The following is an 18,280-nucleotide window of genomic DNA, read 5'->3' on the forward strand; positions in this document are numbered from 1 at the left end:
GACTTCCGCGCCCGGCCTCAGCAACTCGCGCCGCAATTCGCGCGCGCGTCCTTGATCGCCGCGACGAGTTCCTCCGCCGACAGCGCGCCGGGATGCATCCGGCCGCCGATGATGAAGCCCGGCGTGCCCTTGATGGCGAGGGCATGAGCGAGTTCGTAATTGCGGTCGATCTGCTTGGATATCTTCGGGTCGGCCATGTCGCGCTTCAGGCGCGCCGTGTCGAGGCCGACGCTTGCCGCGATCGACATGATCTTCTCGTCCGGCAGCTCGCCCTTGTGATGGAAGAGCGCCTGATGGAATTCGAAATACTTGCCCTGGCGCATGGCAGCGATGGCGGCATGCGAAGCGGTGAGCGATTCAGGCCCGAGGATCGGAAATTCCTTCAGGATGAGGCGAACATTGCCGTCCTTCGTGATCGTGTCCATCAGCGGGCCGAAGCTGCGCTTGCAATAGCCGCACTGGTAATCGAAGAACTCGACGATGGTGATGTCGCCCTTCGGATTGCCGGCGACGAAGGAGTCCGGGTCGTCGTAGATCGCCGCGCGGTTATCGGCGATGGCCTTGTCCTGAACCTGCTTTTCTTGCGCCGCCTGCTTGTCGTCCAGCGCTTGCATCGCCTCGAGCAGCACTTCGGGATGACGGACGAGATAGTCGCGCACGATCTTCTCGATCTCGCGTTCCTGCGCGGCGCTGAAGCTCTTCGGCTGCGTCGCCGGGCTTCCGGCCAGAGCGCGTTCGGAAACGCCGGTGGCACAGATGGCAAGCGCCACCAGAGCGAAAATGGCCGCAAGGCCCGTCCGTCGCATACTCAACCCTCTTCCTGCATGATGTCCTGCGCCTTGAGCCATTCAGGCGAACCTTCCTTGAAATGGCGCTGGGCGGTTGCGGCGTGGCCGCGTGCGTCGCGCATCGCGCCGATCGCCTCGTAATACTCGGCCGTGGACAATTCCGCCATGCCGATATTGTTCAGGCGGCCATAAGCGATGGCGAGCTGGAAGAACGTCGTCGGATTCTCGGGATCGGTCTTCGACGAGCTTTGCAGATAGCCGAGCGCGATGCGCGCGATTTCGGTCTGGTCGAGCTTCGCCAGAAGCTGCGGCTTGTCGGAGATCGACGGCGACAGCGGAGCGGCGGCGGAGGCAATGGGCGTGCCCGCCGCGGCGCCGGATGCGCCGAGCCCTGAACTCTCGATGGCGAGCAGGGCCTGCGCGAGGCCGAGCTGCAATTGCGGCTCGGCCTGCTTGAGCGAGAGCGCCTTGTGATAGGGGCCCACCGCTTCCGCCGCATGCCCGCTCTCGAAGAGCACTTGTCCCTTCAGCTCCCAGACATAGGGATTGTCGGCTTCCTTCTTGAGAAGGGCGTCGATCTCCGCCAGCGACTGCTCGTTCTGGCCGAGCTTGTGATAGGCGATGGCGCGGGCATAGCGCGCATAATCGCTCTGGTCGCTCTGCGGAAAACGCCGCATCGTCACCGAAGGCTCGTCCACGAAGCCGAAGAGCTTCGCCTGCACCATCTTGAACTGGTGGACGCGCTCCGGCGTGTCCGTCTGGTCGAAATAGGGCGAGGCCTGAACGCGCTCTTCCAGCGAGGCGAGACGATCTTCCGAAATCGGGTGGCTCTGGATGAACGGGTCCTGCTGGGTCGTGGACAGCGCTTCCTGATCGCGGAACTTGGCGAAGAGATCGAGCATGCCCTTGCCCGACATGCCTGCGCGCTGGAGATAGGTCGCGCCGGCCTGGTCGGCGGCGCCTTCCTGCTGGCGGCTGTAAGCGAGCACGGAGCGCTGCGCGATCTGGCTGCCGCCCGCGATGATGGCCATGCCCGCATCGCCCGCGCCGGCCGCCATGGCGCCGATGCCGAGCACCATTGAGGCGATCATTGGCAGGCTCATCTTGCTCATCGCTTCCTGACCGCGGACGAGATGGCCGCCCGCCATGTGTCCGGTTTCATGCGCGATGACGCCGATGACTTCGAGCGGCGTGTCGGCCTGGGTGATGAGGCCGGTATTGAGGAACATTCTCTGCCCGGCCGTGACGAAGGCGTTGATCCGGTTGTCCTGCACGAGATAGACGCGCACCGAGGAGGGCAGGAGGCCGGCGGCCCGCCAGATCGGCGTCGAGAACTCGCGGATCATGTTTTCGGTTTCGGCATCGCGAACGAGCGAAATGCCCGCCGCAAGGGCAGGCTGGACGCCGCTCGAGAAGGCGAGCAGGGCGGCCAGGAAGAAGGCGCTCGCTTTTTTACCGGCAGTTCTGAAATGCATGCGCTGATGTTCCATCGGGTTTCCGGGCAGGTTCCCCGCCGCCGGGCGGCCGGGGCGATGCCGCTTCATTTTGACGATGCAGCCTGATTCATTATCCGACATTCTTGTTCCCCGCTCCGGTTTTTCGGGGAAGCGGACGCGTGGTAAATTGCCGATCCTGTCACACCAGACTGAAGCCCCATGCCGGGAAATCCGCATTGAAACCATAACGCGAGCCGACTAAACGGTAGGGGTGCCTGCGTAACCCGTCAATCGACCACCAGAGACTGATAACCAAACGTGCCGGATCGCCCGCTCCCTCGCTCGGGTGCAAGAAAGAGGGGGATTGAGGCCAAATTGTGAACAGCCTGCCAGCGGCTCATCGGGGGAGAAGAACTTGCGGAAGACTTGGTTGAACGAGACGCAGTCGCGACCGGCCCGTTATGTCCCCTTCCTCGTCATGGCCGCGCTTGCCGCATCGCTGTCGGCCTGCTCCGGTGGCGGCAATGCCCCGCTCGGAGCGACCGTGTCCGGGAGCGGCGTCGAGACGAAGTATCAGCGCGACGACGTCATCGCCAGGAAGGAGCGGCTCGATCCATCCGATTCTTCCTTTGCCGGTGCCCTTGTCGCCGACGAGCCGACCGCCGCGCTCATCGCGCGGAACGTGCTGGAGCAGGGCGGCAATGCGGCCGACGCGGCGACCGCGCTCTATTTTGCGCTGTCAGTGACCTATCCCGCGGCGGCGGGCCTTGGCGGCGGCGGCGTCTGCCTCGTGCATGAGGCGAAGAAGCCCGGCGCGGAGAGCATCGCCTTCCTTCCGCGCCGCCCTTCGGCCGGCGGGCCCTTTGCCATACCGGGCAATGTGCGCGGCTTCGCGCTGCTCCATGCCAAATACGGCTCGAAAGGCTGGTCGACGCTGGTTTCGCCCGCCGAAAAGCTCGCGGCTTCCGGCTTCCCCGTATCGCGGGCGCTGGGGCGCCAGCTTGCCGATGCGGGCTTCGCGATCGTCAACTCGCCGGATCTGCAGCGCATCTACACGGTTGAAGGCGCACGCACCTTCCGCGAACTTGATGCACTCACACAGGTGCAACTCGCATCGACGCTGGCGCGCATCCGCTCCGGTGGCGTGAACGGCTTCTATCTGGGCACGACGGCGATGCATCTCGCTTCCGAGGCGCAGGCCAAGGGCGGCACGCTGACGGCTCAGGACCTCGAGAGCTACCGGCCCGAGACGGGGCCCGCGCAGCCGATCGCCTCGGGCGACGCTTCGGTGTTCCTGCCGCAAGCCGGGCTTGGCGCCGGGGCGTTCTCGGCCGCCCTCTGGAACAATATTCAGGGCGTCGCAGGCGCGGATGCGCTCGCCGCGGCGGCCGAGCGCACTGCGATTGGCCTCGGTGCTCCCGGCGGCGCGGCGCTCGAACGCGATTTCGGATCGACCTCCTTTGCCGTGGTGGACAGCGCGGGAAGCGCGGTCGCCTGCGCCGTCACCATGAACGGGCTTTTCGGCGCAGCGCGCACGGCCGGGGGAACGGGCGTTGTCTTCGCCGCTTCGCCGCAGGACCCCGTGAGGGGGCTCGCCTCCGCCTTCCTCGTGCCGGTCATGGTCGTCAATCCCAACACGAAGGCGCTCTATTTCGCGGGCGCAGGCGCCGGTGCGCCGAAGGGCGGCGCGGCGATCGAGCATGCGGTGCAGGCTGCGCTCTCGAATGGCGAGGCTGGCTCCCGGGCGCTGGCCTCCGGCCCTGCCGATGCGCGCTCGCCGGCCAATGCCATCATCTGCCCCGACGGGCTGCCGGCCGGCACATGCACGCTCGGCGTCACGCCCTCGGGCAATGGCGTCGGTCTTGGCGCCGTCGCCTCGGGCTCCTGAGCGCAGACGAGCGAATGACGAACAGGCTGAACGGTTCGAAGCGGAGCGGCGTCGCTCCCTTCATCGCCATGGATGTCATGCGAGACGCGACCGCGCTCGAGCGGCAGGAGGGGCGCCGCATCATACATCTGGAAGTCGGCCAGCCCTCGACGCAGGCCCCGCAGATCGTGCGCGAGGCAGCGGCCCGCGCGCTCGCCTCGGACCGGCTCGGCTACACCGATGCGCTCGGCACGCCCGCGCTGCGCGAGAGGATCGCGCGCTACTACGCCGACCGGCACGGGCTCGATCTCGCGCCGGAGCGCGTGGTCGTGACGCCAGGCTCGTCGGGCGGGTTCATTCTCGCCTTTCTTGCCTGTTTCGACCCCGGAGCGCGGGTGGCGATCTCTGAGCCGGGCTATCCCGCCTATCGCAACATCCTGCTGGCGCTGGGGCTCGAGCCTGTCGGCATCGCGGTCGGCGCGGAAACGCGCTGGTCGCTGACGCCGGAACTCATCGAGGAGGCCGAACGCCGTCATGGCCGCATCGCGGGCGTGCTCGTCGCGAGCCCGGCCAATCCGACGGGAACCATGCTCACGCCCGAGGCGCTTGCCGCTCTCTCGCAAGCCTGCGCCCGGCAAGGCCGCTGGTTCATCTCCGACGAGATCTATCACGGCATCTCGTTCGGCGCCGAGACGGCGACGGCGCTCGCCTCGTCGGACGATGCGCTCGTCGTCAACAGCTTCTCGAAATATTACTGCATGACGGGCTGGCGGCTCGGCTGGGTCGTCGTGCCCGAACGTCTCGTGCGGCCGATCGAGCGGCTGGCGCAGAACCTCTTCATCGCGCCGTCATCCATCGCGCAGGCGGCGGGTGTCGTGGCCTTCGATGCGACGGCAGAACTCGACGCGAATGTCGCCGTCTATGCCGCGAACAGGAAACTTCTGCTCGATGCCTTGCCGGAGGCGGGGCTCACGCGCTTCGCGCCCGCAGATGGCGCTTTCTACCTCTATGCCGATGTCAGTAAACTGACGAATGACAGTACCGACTTCTGCCATCGCATGCTGCATCAAGCTGGCGTGGCCGCCACGCCGGGCCTCGACTTCGATCCGCTGAACGGCGCGACGACGGTCCGCTTTTCCTTTGCGGGCACAACCGCCGATATGGAAGAGGCCGTCGCGCGGCTCAAGCGCTGGCTGGCCTGAGGGCGAGGGACGTTTCCGGCAAAAGTGGAAACCACTTTCGCCGGAAACATATTTGATCCGAACGCCGGACTGGTTTTCCCGTGCTCAGACGGAGCGGCGCTGCCACCAGCCGCGGCGAGCGGGCGCCTGCGGCTTTTCGGCTTCGGCGGGCGCCTCGGCGGCAACCGGCTCGGGCTGCAGCTCGGCGGCGGCCTCTGCGACCGGAGCTTCGGCGGGCAGGGGAGTAACCTCTTCGGCCACGGGCTCCGCCTGAGCGGAAGCTTCCTCGGCCACGACTTCCGCCTCTGCTTCCGCCTCAGCTTCCACGACGGGCGCTTCTTCCGCCTTTGCGGGCTCCTCCGCAGACACTTCGGGGGCGGCTTCCTCGGCCATCATCTCTTCGGTGGCGACATGGTCGGCTTCCTCCGTCACGACCTCGTCGCGAGAATAGGAGAGCAGGATCGGCGCCTCTTCGGCATGGGCGGCTTCTTCGTCCTCGCCTGCGCCTTCAGGAGCGGCGCCTTCCTCGTGACGGCGGTTGCGCCGGCCGCCACGACGGCCACGGCGCCGCCGCTTGCGCGCGCGTTCGTCGCCTTCGCCGGCCTCGGCCGCTTCGCCTTCGGCTGATTCCGGCGCCTCGGCGCCTTCTTCAGCTTCCTCATGTGCTTCAGCGGGCGCTTCGCCGGCAAGCTCCGTCACGCCGCCTTCGGCTTGCGGAGCGGCGGCAGGCGCGCCTTCCGCCTCCATGCCTTCGGCCCCTTCCTCGCCGCGGCGGCCACCGCGCCTGCGACGGCGGCGGCGCCTGCGGCGGCCGCCATCCTCATGCTCATCTTCGCCCTTGTGCGCGTGCGTTTCCGCTTCCGCCGCTTCTTCGGCTTCCTCGGCCACTTCCTCGATGACGGGCTCTTCTTCCGTAAACGCCGTTTCGATATTGATGGCGCCCTGTGCCGGACGTGCCCGCGTCAGTGCTCGCGCTTCCGCTACCTCGATCCGGTGTTCCGAACCCTTGAGCAGGTGATCGGCCTCGATATAGATCGACGTGCCATAGCGCTCCTCGATGTCGAGAAGGTTGGCGCGCTTCTGATTGAGGATATAGACGGCCACATCGACCGGCACCTTGGCGGTGAAGGCGGCCGCGCGCCCCTTGATCGCTTCGGCCTCGACGCCACGCAGCACATGAAGCGCCATGGATTCGACCGAGCGGACGAGGCCCGTGCCGTGACAGTTCGGGCACTGGACGGTGGAGCCTTCGAGAACGCCCGAGCGCATGCGCTGGCGCGACATTTCGAGAAGGCCGAAATGGCTGATGCGGCCGACCTGGATACGCGCCCGGTCGAACTTGAGCGCTTCCTTGAGCTTGCGTTCGACGGCGCGGTTGTTCCGGTTCTCCTCCATGTCGATGAAGTCGATCACGATGAGACCGGCAAGATCGCGCAGGCGCATCTGGCGCGCGATTTCCTCGGCTGCTTCGAGATTGGTCCGAAGCGCCGTCTGCTCGATATTGCGCTCCTTGGTGGAACGGCCCGAGTTGACGTCGATCGAGACGAGGGCTTCCGTCGGATTGATGACGACGTAGCCGCCCGATTTCAGCGTCACGACCGGGTTGAACATGGAATCGAGCTGCTGCTCGACCTGGTGCTTCTGGAAGAGGGGCTGGCGATCCTTGTAGGGCTGAACGTTCTTCGCATGGCTCGGCATGAGCATGCGCATGAAGTTCTTCGCTTCCTTGTAGCCCTCGTCGCCTTCGACGAAGACGGTGTCGATATCCTTGTCGTAGAGGTCGCGGATCGAGCGCTTGATGAGGCTGCCTTCCTCATAGACGAGGGCAGGGGCAATCGACTTGAGCGTCAGTTCGCGCACGCTCTCCCACATGCGCAAGAGATATTCGTAGTCGCGCTTGATCTCCGCCTTGGTGCGCTTGGCGCCGGCCGTGCGGATGATGAGGCCCATGCCCTCCGGCACCTCCAGCGACTCGGCGATCGCCTTGAGTTTCTTGCGGTCCGCGGCCTGGGTGATCTTACGCGAAATGCCGCCGCCCCGCGCCGTGTTCGGCATCAGCACGCAATAGCGGCCGGCGAGCGAGAGGAAAGTGGTGAGCGCCGCGCCCTTGTTGCCGCGTTCTTCCTTGACGACCTGCACCAGCAGGATCTGGCGGCGCTTTATGACTTCCTGAATCTTGTAGTTGCGGAAGTTGTGGCGCTGCTTGCGGGGCTCGGCCTCGTCATGGACCTCGTCGAGCGCGTCATCGGCGCCGACGACCTCGACCGTCTGGTCGGAATGAACCGATTCCGTTTCGCCGCGGTCGATGGGCCCTTCGCCATCCTCGCCGTGATCGTCATGCTCGGCGTCATCGTGATGCGCCTCGCCATGATGAGCCTCGGCAGGCGCAACCCCCTCGGCGGGTGCCGCTGCCGCGGCGGCGGGCTCGCCCGCGTCCTGATCTTCCTCCTCGGCCTCGCGGCGCGCCGCGGCCGCCTGCTGCTTCACCAGCGCTTCGCGGTCTGCAACAGGGATCTGATAGTAGTCGGGATGGATTTCGCTGAAGGCCAGAAAGCCGTGCCTGTTGCCGCCATACTCGATGAAGGCCGCCTGAAGCGACGGCTCAACGCGCGTGACCTTGGCCAGATAGATATTGCCGCGAAGCTGCTTTCTGCTTTCCGACTCGAAGTCGAATTCTTCAACCCGGTTGCCGCTGACGACCACGACCCGGGTTTCTTCCGGGTGGGTCGCGTCGATGAGCATCTTGTTTGCCATTGAGAGAATCTCCGGGGCGCCATCCGCCGCAGATCGCAAGGCGCAAATTCATGCGGCCGAGCGGGCGCGGGCGGGCGCCGATTTGATGAATCCGGCCGGTCGCCGCCACCGCATCGAGGATGGGCGCAGCGTTGGGGCCGGAAAGGGTCTGAAATGAGGAGGAGGCGAGCACGCCGCAGGCAGCATGACGTGAGGCGACAGACTTGTGCGCGAAGCGAACCTGTCCTGCCTGTCTGCCGTTTAACTGCGTCGGTGCGTCGTGCATCGGAACCTTGCGTTACCCCCTGAAAACGCCGGGGGCGGGCGGAACTTGCCGTCACCCTCTCGCTCCATCCACGGGACGAAGGGGGCTGGACGAGCGTAACTCGCTCTTGCGGCGTGGCACCGTGTTCACAGTCGGGCTGAAAGGGCGGCAAACCGCAAAATGCCGCTCCGCATGTCGCGGGGGCCTGTCCGTCGCGTCCTTTCGGCTAATCGGACCCCGGGAGCCCGGATCTCAGTGACCAGGCGACCGATGGGTGGATGCCAAACCGGCTAGCCCCTGTTTTGTACTTGGTGCGATCCTGATTTGGCAAGCGATGCTTGATCGCGGATCGGCGCCGGCCGGGAGCTACCTCCCATTAACCACCCGAACCCTTGAAAAACCGTAAAATTTTCCGCCCTTGTAACGGTTTATAAAGTATTCTCGTCACAATAGTTTAGACCTGCTTCGTTGATTCAGCCGCGCTCGGCCGGAGCATGAACAAGCAGGGGGCCGGCCGCGATCGGGGATCGCAAGGGCGTGGGCTGCGGGTGCGTTATGGTCAATAAGCTACGACGGATCTCTGGGGAGGGAGCAGGGCTGGGAGCGCTCGTGCGCCCGCTTCTGATGGCATTCGCATTTTTTGCTTTCTCGGCCTCCGTCGCAGTGGCGCAGCCCGCCCAGGGCGTTCTCGGCACATTGCCGCTTTCGCCCCCGCGCGCTGAAACCGCCTCGCGGCAGCCCGACGATCTGACCCGCCTCTTCAACGAGGCCGCCCTGCCGCCCGCATCGGGCGTCACAGCCGAGCCTTCAGCGCCGCTCGCGCCTCAGGCGCGGCCTTCCACGGTCGGGGATGCCGGTTCAGCCATCGCCGGCATCCGAGTTGGCGACCGGGAAGGCGAAACGCGGTTCGTGGTCGAGCTGAGCGGCAACAAATCGGTCCGCTATCAGGTCTTCACGCTCGCCGATCCCTATCGCGTGATCGTGGACTTTCCCGATCTTGCCTCGCGCCTGCCCGAGAGCGGCGGCGAGAAGGGGCGGGGCGTGATCGCGGATTACCGTTATGGCGAATTCCAGAACAACACGTTCCGCGTCGTCATCGACACGACCGGGCCTGTCTCCGTCTCGCGCAATTTCGTGCTCGATCCGCAGGGCGGCTTCGGCCCGCGCGTGGTGCTCGATCTCGCGCCGACGGATCGCGCGAGCTTCCTCAGGACGGCGGGCCTTCCCGGGCCGGACAAGGCCGCCTCGATCGAGAAGAAGCCCGAACGCGCCGTGACCGCGCCGCAGAACCCCGCGGCGCGGGCGGCCCATCGCCGCGTCGTCGTCATCGACCCCGGCCATGGCGGCGTCGATCCCGGCACGCATGGCCGTTCGAGCGGCGTGGTCGAGAAGGATGTCGTGCTCGCCTTCAGCAAGGAGCTGGCGCAGAAGCTGCGCGCGACCGGCCGCTATGAGGTTCATCTGACGCGCGACAAGGACGTGTTCATCCCGCTGCGGGGCCGCGTGCAGATCGCCCGCCAGCGCAATGCCGATCTCTTCATCTCGATCCATGCGGACTCGATTGCGAAGCCCGATGTGCGCGGCATGTCGATTTACACGCTCTCCGAGACAGCCTCCGACAAGGAGGCGGCCGAGCTTGCGCGCAAGGAAAACCTCTCCGACGTCATTGCCGGCATCGATTTTCAGGGTGAGTCCAAGGAAGTTACGGGAATTCTGATCGACCTCGCGCAGCGCGAAACCAAGAACTACTCCGTCCGTTTCGCGCGGTCCGTGGTTGATTACGCGCGTCACTCGACGGCGCTTCTGGACCCTGCTCACCGCTTCGCGGGCTTTGTGGTGTTGAAGGCGCCGGACGTGCCTTCGGTGCTGGTGGAGCTTGGTTTCCTGACCAATCGCGCCGATGAGAAGCAACTGACCTCGCCGAAATGGCGCAGTTCCGTCGCCACGTCTTTCGTCCGCGCCATAGACCGCTATTTCGGCGACAGGCTGGCCGAGGGGCCGAACTGACGGCGGCCGGACCACGCGACGGACCCGTTAACCGAGCCGAACGCTCCCTTCGCCGGGAGGTTTCGATCGGGGGCAAGACCGTGCTAAATGTCGGGCGCATCGCGGAGGCTGGATCTGCCTCTTCCCGTATGCGATCGGCCATGTTCGAGAGAAGGATGGGGCGGTGAGCCCATTGTGGAAAATTCTGACGGCTCTGGCGGCGGTCTTTCTGGTTTGCGTCGCGGGCGTGCTTTTTGTCGGTGGCTATCTGCTCTGGCAGATGAACATCGAACTCCCTGACTATTCCAAGCTCGCCGATTATGAGCCGCCCGTCATGACCCGCGTGCATGCGGGCGACGGCACGCTGATCGCGGAATATGCCCGCGAGCGCCGTCTCTATGTTCCGATCGATGCGATCCCGAGCCGCGTCATCGAGGCCTTCCTCGCCGCCGAGGACAAGCACTTCTATACCCATAGCGGCATCGACCCGATCGGCATCGCCCGCGCCATGGTCGACAACGTCTTCAACGTCATCAACGATCGCCGCCTCGTCGGCGCATCGACCATCACGCAGCAGGTGGCGCGGAATTTCCTTCTGACGCGCGATCGCAACGCCCAGCGCAAGATCACGGAAATCCTGCTCGCGCTGCGAATGGAGAAAGCCTACTCGAAGGCCAAGATCCTCGAGCTTTATCTGAACGAAATCTATCTCGGCAGCGGCAGCTATGGCGTGGCGGCAGCCGCGCTCAATTATTTCGGCAAGCCGCTCAACGAGCTTTCGGTCGCGGAAGCGGCCTATCTCGCCTCCTTGCCCAAGGGGCCGGAGAACTACAATCCCTACACCCATCGGGATCGTGCGATCGCACGGCGAAACTGGGTGATCGGCCGGATGCAGGAGGACAGCGCCATCACCGCCGAGGAGGCGCGCGCTGCACTGGCCGAACCCTTCGTCACCATCCAGCGCCCGGTCGGCGTGCAGGTCGCGTCCACCCAATATTTCGTCGAGGAGGTTCGCCGCGAGCTTTACTCGAAGTTCGGCGAGCAGAAGCTCTATGAGGGCGGGCTCAATGTCCGCACCACCATCGACACGAGGCTGCAGGCGATCGTCCGCCGCGCGCTTCGCAAGGGGCTGACCGATTACGATCGCCGCCACGGCTATCGCGGCGCGGTGGCCACGCTTCAGCCCGGCGAGAACTGGCATGAGGCCCTCGCCAAGCGGCCCTTCGCCGAAGACCTCGCGCCCTGGACACTGGCCGTGGTGCTCGATCTGTCGGCCCAATCGGCCAAGATCGGACTGCGCCCCGAAAAGCTCGGCAACGGCAAATTCTCGACCGAGATCAAGACCGGCACGCTCCCGTTCTCGGAAATGTCCTGGGCGCGGAAGTCGATCAACGACAAGTATCTCGGCCCGGCTCTGAAGCAGCCATCCGATGCGCTCGCCGTCGGCGACGTCATCCATGTCGAGCCGATCTACAAGAAGGGCCAAACCGCGCCGGATCACTACGCGCTGCGCCAGGTTCCGGCCGTCAATGGCGCCGTCATCGCGATGGACCCGCATACGGGCCGCGTGCTCGCCATGCAGGGCGGCTTCAGCTTCGATCAGAGCGAATTCAATCGCGCGACGCAGGCGCTGCGCCAGCCCGGCTCGTCCTTCAAGCCTTTCGTTTACGCGGCGGCTCTCGACCACGGCTTCACGCCGGCCAGCCTCGTGCTCGACGCCCCCTTCGTCATGGATCAGGGGCCCGTGCTCGGGCTCTGGAAGCCGGAGAACTACGAGCACAATTTCTTCGGGCCCTCGACCCTGCGGTTCGGGCTGGAGCGCTCGCGCAACGTCATGACAGTGCGCCTCGCCCAGAGCGTCGGAATGAATACTGTGGCCGATTATGCGCGTCGCTTCGGCATCACGGACAACATGCAGCCGGTGCTTTCCATGTCGCTGGGCGCCGGAGAGACGACGCTGATGAGGCTCGCAAGCGCCTTTGCCATCCTCGACAATGGCGGGCGAAAGGTCACGCCGACGCTGATCGACCGAATTCAGGACCGTTGGGGCCATACGATCTACAAGCATGACGATCGTCCGTGCCCCGACTGCAATGCGGATTGGTCGAACCAGCCGCCGCCCGAACTTCCCGACAATCGCGAGCAGGTTGAGAGCGCGCAGACGGCTTATCAGATCACCTCGATGCTTGAAGGCGCCATTCAGCGCGGGACGGGATCGGCGGTGAAGGTCGTGCCCGTGCCTCTCGCTGGCAAGACCGGCACATCGAGCGATGAGCGCGACGCCTGGTTCATGGGTTATTCGCCCAATCTCGTGGTCGGCGTCTTTGTCGGCTATGACAATCCGACGCCGCTCGGCCGGGCCGAGACGGGCGGACGCACCGCCGCGCCGATCTTTCGCGACATCATGATGGAAGAAGTCGGCGGCGAGCCTGCGATCCCGTTCCGCATTCCGCCCGGCATCAATCTCGTCAAGATCGACGCGAAGAGCGGCCAGCTTGCATCATCCAGCGATCCGAACGTGATCCTCGAAGCCTTCAAGGAAGGCACCGAGCCGCAATCTGCCTCCGGCACGCCGACGCTTGGCGTCGTCACCGGCGCGCCCGTGACCGATTTCGACGGCGGGGCATCCGGCGCGGCGAGCGGCGACAGCATCACGTCGGGAACAGGCGGGCTTTATTGAAGCGGTGCGGCTGACGCGCAAGCGAACGCCGAGGGCGGGTTTACACCCGCCGCCGTTCGGCCTATTTTCCGCGCCTGATTCAGAGGAGACAGAATAATGCGTGCCGAGACCCAGGGCATAGCCGACGAAATCAAGCAGTCCTTGGGACTGCTGAGGAGGCATCTTTGACTGGGATACAGCCCGCAAACGCCTCGATGAACTGAACGCCCGAGCCGAGGATCCCAATTTCTGGAACGATCCAGCGCAGGCGCGCGCGCTGATGAGCGAACGGACGCGCCTCGACGCGGCGATCAACGCCTATCTGCGCCTCGAAACCGCGCTCAACGACAATCTCGAACTGATCGAACTCGGCGAGATGGAAGGCGACGAGGGCATCGTCAAGGAGGCCGAAGAAGCCCTCAAGGCGGTGCATGAGGACGCGCGCAAGGCCGAGATCGAAACCCTGCTCGCAGGCGAGGCGGACGGCAACGACGCCTATCTCGAAGTGCATTCCGGCGCAGGCGGCACCGAAAGCCAGGACTGGGCGCAGATGCTGCTTCGCATGTACACGCGCTGGGCGGAGCGCAAGGGCTACAAGGTCGAATTGGTCGAGCGGCATGACGGCGAAGAAGCCGGCATCAAATCGGCGACCGTCATCGTCAAGGGCCACAATGCGTTCGGCTGGCTGAAGACGGAATCCGGCGTTCATCGCCTCGTTCGCATTTCGCCTTACGACTCCAATGCGCGGCGTCATACGAGCTTTTCGAGCGTGTGGGTCTATCCGGTGGTCGATGACTCGATCAACATCGACGTCAAGGAAAGCGACTGCCGCATCGACACCTATCGTTCCTCGGGCGCAGGCGGCCAGCACGTCAACACGACGGACAGTGCCGTCCGCATCACCCATCTGCCGACCGGCATCGTCGTGGCTTGTCAGAACGAGCGTTCGCAGCACAAGAACCGGGCGACGGCCTGGAACATGCTGCGCGCCCGTCTCTATGAACTCGAACTCGAGAAGCGCGAAGCCGCCGCCAATGCCGAGGCCGCGAGCAAGACGGATATCGGCTGGGGCCACCAGATCCGCTCCTATGTCCTCCAGCCCTATCAGATGGTGAAGGACCTGCGGACGGGCGTCGAAAGCCCGACGCCGTCGGACGTGCTCGATGGCGGTCTCGACGAATTCATGGCCGCGGCGCTTGCCGCCCGTGTGCGCGGCGGGCCCGAGCAACCGGTCGAAGACATCGCCTGAGGAGGCGGGCCGTCAGTCTCGGACGGCGCCGTTCTCCCACAGCGTTTTCAGCGCTTCGACATCCGCAGGCGTGTTTGCGCCAAGAAAGGGATCGTAAGCCCCTTCGAAGTCGGCGTGAGCCGCGCCGAGGGACTGCTGAACGATCCGCACGGCGCGCTCTCCTGCACGAAATCGCTTCTCGACATCACTTCGCAGGCTCGTCGCCCAGAGCGCAGCGAGCGGATAGGGCTCTCCGCCAAATCGCGCCACGGCGCAGCGCGCGGGGGCTGTGCTCATCGCGGCGGCGAGGCTCTTTGCAAGCGTGCGGGGTATGAAGGGCGTATCGCCAGAGACGGCAAGCAGCGCATCCTGGCCGCATGCTTCAGCCCAGGCGAGCCCGGCGACAATGCCTGCAAGAGGCCCTTCGCATCCGGCAGGTGCAGCGCCGCCGGAACCTGCGTCCGGCAGCACGGGAAGCCCGAAAGCCTCGAACCGGGAAGGGTCTCCATTGGCGCTGATCGCCAGCGTTTCGACTTGTGGCACCAGCCTCTCGACCAGATGCGCGAGAATGGTGCGCCCGCCGATGGTGATGAGGCACTTATCGCCGCCGCCCATCCGGCTTGCGCGGCCTCCCGCCAGAATGAGACCGGAAACCTTCATGGTCCTTGCCCGTCTCCGCTTAATGCGGCGACCACGATCCCATGAATGGGGTCGCCAACGCAAAACGGCCGCATCCGGTAGGAGACGGCCGTCAGCGAATTTGCGGTTGAGGCGTCGGCTTACTGTGCGGCGGGCCGCTTCACGACGACGCCGCCATCGCCCACGACGACCGGGCTGGCGGCGTCGGCCGGGCGCGGCGCCATCGGGCGCGGCACGGCGAGGGGAGCGGCACCCGCCGGGCGGGAAGGCGCTGCCGGCTTCGGCGTGGCGGCCGGCTGGCTGATGGGATCGTCCGAATGGCGGCAATTACCCTCGAAGAAGGCGCCGGTTTCGACGGCCAGCGCCTCGTGCAGGATGTCGCCCTCGACATGGGATGTGGACGAAAGCTGGACGCGCCGTCCCCGAATGGTACCGATCACGCGGCCGCGGATGACGATGTCGTCGGCCACGATCTCGCCGGTGATCGAGGCCTTCTCGCCGACCGTCAGCGACTGGCTGCGAATATCGCCTTCGACCGTGCCGTCGACCTGGATGTCGCCGGTCGCTGTGAGATTGCCATGCACCACCAGATCGGTGGAGATGATGGAAGGAGCGGTGCGCGCGCCCGTTCTCTTGATCGGCGCGATCGGAGCTGGCGCCACGACGGGAGCGGCTGGTTTCTCGGTCTCTTTACCCTTGTTTCGCGAAAACATAATGCCCTGCCTCGATGAACTTGGAGGGGTCACGGACGATACCGTCGAACCAAACCTCATAATGGAGATGAGGCCCGCTGCTGCGACCAGAGGACCCGACTTTGCCGACAACGTCCCGGAAAGCAATTTTCTGGCCAACTTTCACGTCGATGCGGCTGAGATGGCCATAACGGGTGTGAAAGCCGTTTCCGAGATCGACCTCCACCATGCGCCCATAGGCGCCTTTCCAATCGGCGAAGATGACGGTGCCCGGGGCTGTCGCGAGAACCGGCTTGCCATAGTCGGAGGCAAGGTCGAGGCCCGCATGAAACGCCATTTTGCCGTTGAAGGGATCGACGCGCGGCCCGAAGCCGCTCGTCTCGTGATAGCCGGCCAGTGGCTCGGCCAGCGGCATTCTCGCGATGGAACTCTCCAGATTGGCCATGGTGCGAAGATTCTGGCTGACCCTGAAGACCTGCTTGGAGAAGTCGTTTTCATTGCCCGCGCCGGCCAGCGCCTCGCCTTCGTCGAGACCGAGGAAGGGGCCGCCTTCCGCTGCGCTGCGTGGCGACTTGTTCTTCGTGAGCCTCTTCACGTCGACGACGTCGGTCATGCCTATGACCGCCTTGAGTTCGCGGATCTTGCGGTCGGTCGTCTCTTCCACCGAGTTGATGAGGCCCTGCTGTGCGCGGTCGAGCCGCGTCAGCCGCGCGTCAATTTGAGACGCTGTGCCGTTATGGCCGTCATGTGTGCCACCAGCGAGGCCGGCGATGTCGGGCCCGCCATCGGCGCCATCGACGACGAATGTCTGATCGCCCTCTGCCCGCTGCGGCCGGGCCGTCAGATGCGCAATGCCGGGTCCATCGGACTCCTGATCCATCGTCATCAGGATGGTGTTGCCCTGCGCGCTGTTTCCGGCGCCGCGCATCGTGGCCGCATAGCGCTCGCGCATGGCGTTGAGTTCGAGCCCGGCGGACTGGCGCTGGGTCATGAGCTGGGTGAGCTGGCGGTGCTTGTTTTCCAGCGCGCGAGTGGTGGCGAGGAAGCGCTCTTGCGAGATGATGAGCTGGCCGTTGAGCTGGTCGTAGGCGGATTGGAGTTCCGCCATGCGTTCCTCATAGGCGCTCTGCATCTTCACGTAGCGCTGGTCCTTGGCGGCGATGATCTGCTCCTTGAAGACCACGTTCACGGAGGCGAAGGCGACCCAGCCGAAGAAGAAGAGGGCAATCCCCGCAAAGATGGCCTGCGTCAGCGGCGACAGCGAGACGAATTGCACCTGCCCATGGCTGCGAAGATAGATCTGCCGCTCGACATAGTGATGGCGCGCGAAACGACGCACGGCATCGCCAAACCCCGAGCCTCTATGGTGCATGCCCCTCATGCGCCATAACCCCCTTCTGCAACAGCCCCTCGATCGAACGGCGATAACCACGGACACACAGGCTAAAATCCAGTGCGCTGGTTAACATCCGATTGAGAAACTTTTGTGCCATCCCCCGATGTCCAAATACTGTCGCTTAATGGGACGAGAAAGAAAAGACTTTTTCACCCTACGGAAAGCGGCTCGTAGAAGGAGGGCTCAAAACCGGCTTGTGCCCGGGCATCCGCATTGAAAGGCGGCTTGAGGGACCCCCGGAAGTGCCGCCTGACCAGTGAATGGAAGGTCTGTTCGCTATCGCGTCCTTCTCTGGCGCATAAATAGCGGAACCAGCGCACGCCAGCCCCAACATGTTGCTGTTCGTCGCGATAGATGATGCCGAGCACGGCCGCGCTTTCATGGTCGCCAGCGCCTGTGAGCCGCTCGATCATGACCGGGGTGACGTCGAGGCCGCGTGCCTCGAGCACCATGGGCACGATGGCGAGGCGGGCGAGAAGATCGTGGCGTGTTTCATGCGCCGCCTGCCAGAGTCCGTCGTGAGCGGGCAGGTCGCCATAGGTTCCGCCCATGGCCGCGAGCCGCGACTGAAGCAGCATGAAGTGGCGCGCCTCATCGTCGCCGACAGAAATCCAGTCGTCGAAAAAGGCGCGAGGCAGCGGCTCCCCTGCGAACCGGCCGGCCATGTCGAAGGCGAGGTCGATGGCGTTGAGTTCGATATGAGCGAGAGAATGCAGCAGCGCGAAGCGCCCACGCGGACCCTTGAATGTGCGCCTCGGCATTTCGTTCGGCGGCAGAAGCTGCGGCCTTGCCGGGCGTTGCGGGCGGTCGGGCAATTCTCCCGGCGCAAGCGGCAGCGCGCCCGCGCGCCAGAGGGCGGCCGCCTCATGAGCGAGGCGGGCCTTGCCTTCCGCGTCGGGGCATTCGAGTACGGCGCGGGCGGCCTCCGCCAGCGACATTCCTTCGCAAATGGCGGAGGAGAGAGAGGTCGGTTCAATCGTCACGCGGTGTTTCCGCTCGCTCAGAGGGCTTTCACCGCGGCCAGCACCTCGTCGGCATGGCCATCGACCTTGACCTTCGGCCACACATGGCGAACGACGCCCTTGCCGTCGATCAGGAAGGTGGTGCGGTCGATGCCCATATAGGTCCGGCCATAGAGCTTCTTTTCGCCCCACACGCCATAGGCTTCGAGCATCTTCGTGCTTTCATCGGAAAGAAGCTGGATGGAAAGCCCGTGCTTGTCCCTGAACTTGCAGTGGGAGGCGACGGAATCCCTGGAGACGCCTAGCACCACGGCCCCTGCCGCCTCGAAGGCGGCCTTCTTGGCCGAGAAGGCGATCGCCTCGATCGTGCAACCCGGCGTGTCGTCCTTGGGATAGAAGTAGAGGACGATCTTCTTCCCCGGAAAGCTGCCGAGGCCGATGGTGCTGC

At 65.0% G+C, this 18,280-nt stretch carries 13 protein-coding genes; 5 read left to right on the forward strand and 8 right to left on the reverse strand.

Going from position 1 to position 18,280, the window contains the following annotated elements; all coding sequences use genetic code 11:
- Window positions 1–17: 17 nt before the first annotated feature.
- Complete coding sequence (locus PKA57_RS08525) at window positions 18–806, reverse strand: DsbA family protein (RefSeq protein WP_324299513.1); 789 nt, start codon at window positions 804–806, stop codon at window positions 18–20.
- Between the two features lie 2 nt (window positions 807–808).
- Window positions 809–2,263, reverse strand: coding sequence for a M48 family metalloprotease (locus PKA57_RS08530; RefSeq protein WP_324299515.1), 1,455 nt, complete (start codon window positions 2,261–2,263; stop codon window positions 809–811).
- A gap of 391 nt (window positions 2,264–2,654) precedes the next feature.
- On the opposite strand from PKA57_RS08530, the gene PKA57_RS08535 reads away from it, so the two are divergent.
- On the forward strand, window positions 2,655–4,112 hold the full coding sequence (locus PKA57_RS08535; protein ID WP_324299517.1) for a gamma-glutamyltransferase: 1,458 nt from the start codon (window positions 2,655–2,657) through the stop codon (window positions 4,110–4,112).
- 14 nt (window positions 4,113–4,126) lie between these two features.
- Window positions 4,127–5,293: a pyridoxal phosphate-dependent aminotransferase gene (locus PKA57_RS08540; protein WP_324299519.1), complete on the forward strand. Its 1,167-nt coding sequence runs from the start codon at window positions 4,127–4,129 to the stop codon at window positions 5,291–5,293.
- A gap of 84 nt (window positions 5,294–5,377) precedes the next feature.
- Here PKA57_RS08540 and PKA57_RS08545 read toward each other — a convergent pair whose 3' ends face one another.
- Window positions 5,378–8,026 (reverse strand): ribonuclease E/G, encoded by a 2,649-nt coding sequence (locus tag PKA57_RS08545; RefSeq protein ID WP_324299521.1) that lies wholly within the window; start codon window positions 8,024–8,026, stop codon window positions 5,378–5,380.
- Window positions 8,027–8,894: 868 nt separating this feature from the next.
- Here PKA57_RS08545 and PKA57_RS08550 point away from each other — a divergent pair.
- The 3 genes from PKA57_RS08550 (at window position 8,895) to prfB (ending at window position 14,164) form a co-directional block, all read left to right on the forward strand.
- On the forward strand, window positions 8,895–10,277 hold the full coding sequence (locus PKA57_RS08550; protein ID WP_324299523.1) for an N-acetylmuramoyl-L-alanine amidase: 1,383 nt from the start codon (window positions 8,895–8,897) through the stop codon (window positions 10,275–10,277).
- A gap of 163 nt (window positions 10,278–10,440) precedes the next feature.
- A complete protein-coding gene (locus tag PKA57_RS08555; RefSeq protein WP_324299525.1) occupies window positions 10,441–12,936 on the forward strand; it encodes a penicillin-binding protein 1A in 2,496 nt (831 codons plus the stop codon).
- 96 nt (window positions 12,937–13,032) lie between these two features.
- A protein-coding gene (prfB, locus tag PKA57_RS08560) for a peptide chain release factor 2 (protein ID WP_324299527.1) occupies window positions 13,033–14,164 on the forward strand; the annotation gives its coding sequence in 2 pieces (ribosomal slippage) (window positions 13,033–13,101 and window positions 13,103–14,164; 1,131 coding nt in all).
- 12 nt (window positions 14,165–14,176) lie between these two features.
- On the opposite strand, the gene mobA is transcribed toward prfB, so the two are convergent.
- The 5 genes from mobA to PKA57_RS08585 form a co-directional block, all read right to left on the reverse strand.
- Window positions 14,177–14,803 (reverse strand): molybdenum cofactor guanylyltransferase MobA, encoded by a 627-nt coding sequence (gene mobA, locus PKA57_RS08565; protein ID WP_324299529.1) that lies wholly within the window; start codon window positions 14,801–14,803, stop codon window positions 14,177–14,179.
- A 119-nt stretch (window positions 14,804–14,922) separates the two neighbouring features.
- Window positions 14,923–15,444: a polymer-forming cytoskeletal protein gene (locus tag PKA57_RS08570; protein WP_324299532.1), complete on the reverse strand. Its 522-nt coding sequence runs from the start codon at window positions 15,442–15,444 to the stop codon at window positions 14,923–14,925.
- 28 nt (window positions 15,445–15,472) lie between these two features.
- The gene (locus PKA57_RS08575) at window positions 15,473–16,846 is read right to left on the reverse strand and encodes a peptidoglycan DD-metalloendopeptidase family protein (RefSeq protein WP_324299534.1); all 1,374 of its coding nucleotides are present in this window, start codon (window positions 16,844–16,846) and stop codon (window positions 15,473–15,475) included.
- 173 nt (window positions 16,847–17,019) lie between these two features.
- Window positions 17,020–17,808: a ferritin-like domain-containing protein gene (locus tag PKA57_RS08580; protein ID WP_324299548.1), complete on the reverse strand. Its 789-nt coding sequence runs from the start codon at window positions 17,806–17,808 to the stop codon at window positions 17,020–17,022.
- Window positions 17,809–17,870: 62 nt separating this feature from the next.
- A partial coding sequence (locus tag PKA57_RS08585) for a peroxiredoxin (RefSeq protein WP_324299536.1) occupies window positions 17,871–18,280 on the reverse strand: 410 nt, incomplete at its 5' end.

Origin of the sequence: Parvibaculum sp. (assembly GCF_035325945.1) — a bacterium.
GTDB lineage: Bacteria > Pseudomonadota > Alphaproteobacteria > Parvibaculales > Parvibaculaceae > Parvibaculum.

Bases quoted from the DNA above. Each gene is read 5' to 3' on its own strand.
- PKA57_RS08525 (WP_324299513.1), bottom strand. From the start codon at position 806: ATGCGACGGACGGGCCTTGCGGCCATTTTCGCTCTGGTGGCGCTTGCC.
- PKA57_RS08530 (WP_324299515.1), bottom strand. From the start codon at position 2,263: ATGCATTTCAGAACTGCCGGTAAAAAAGCGAGCGCCTTCTTCCTGGCC.
- PKA57_RS08540 (WP_324299519.1), top strand. From the start codon at position 4,127: ATGACGAACAGGCTGAACGGTTCGAAGCGGAGCGGCGTCGCTCCCTTC.
- PKA57_RS08545 (WP_324299521.1), bottom strand. From the start codon at position 8,026: ATGGCAAACAAGATGCTCATCGACGCGACCCACCCGGAAGAAACCCGG.
- PKA57_RS08550 (WP_324299523.1), top strand. From the start codon at position 8,895: ATGGCATTCGCATTTTTTGCTTTCTCGGCCTCCGTCGCAGTGGCGCAG.
- mobA (WP_324299529.1), bottom strand. From the start codon at position 14,803: ATGAAGGTTTCCGGTCTCATTCTGGCGGGAGGCCGCGCAAGCCGGATG.
- PKA57_RS08575 (WP_324299534.1), bottom strand. From the start codon at position 16,846: ATGCACCATAGAGGCTCGGGGTTTGGCGATGCCGTGCGTCGTTTCGCG.
- PKA57_RS08580 (WP_324299548.1), bottom strand. From the start codon at position 17,808: ATGTCGCTGGCGGAGGCCGCCCGCGCCGTACTCGAATGCCCCGACGCG.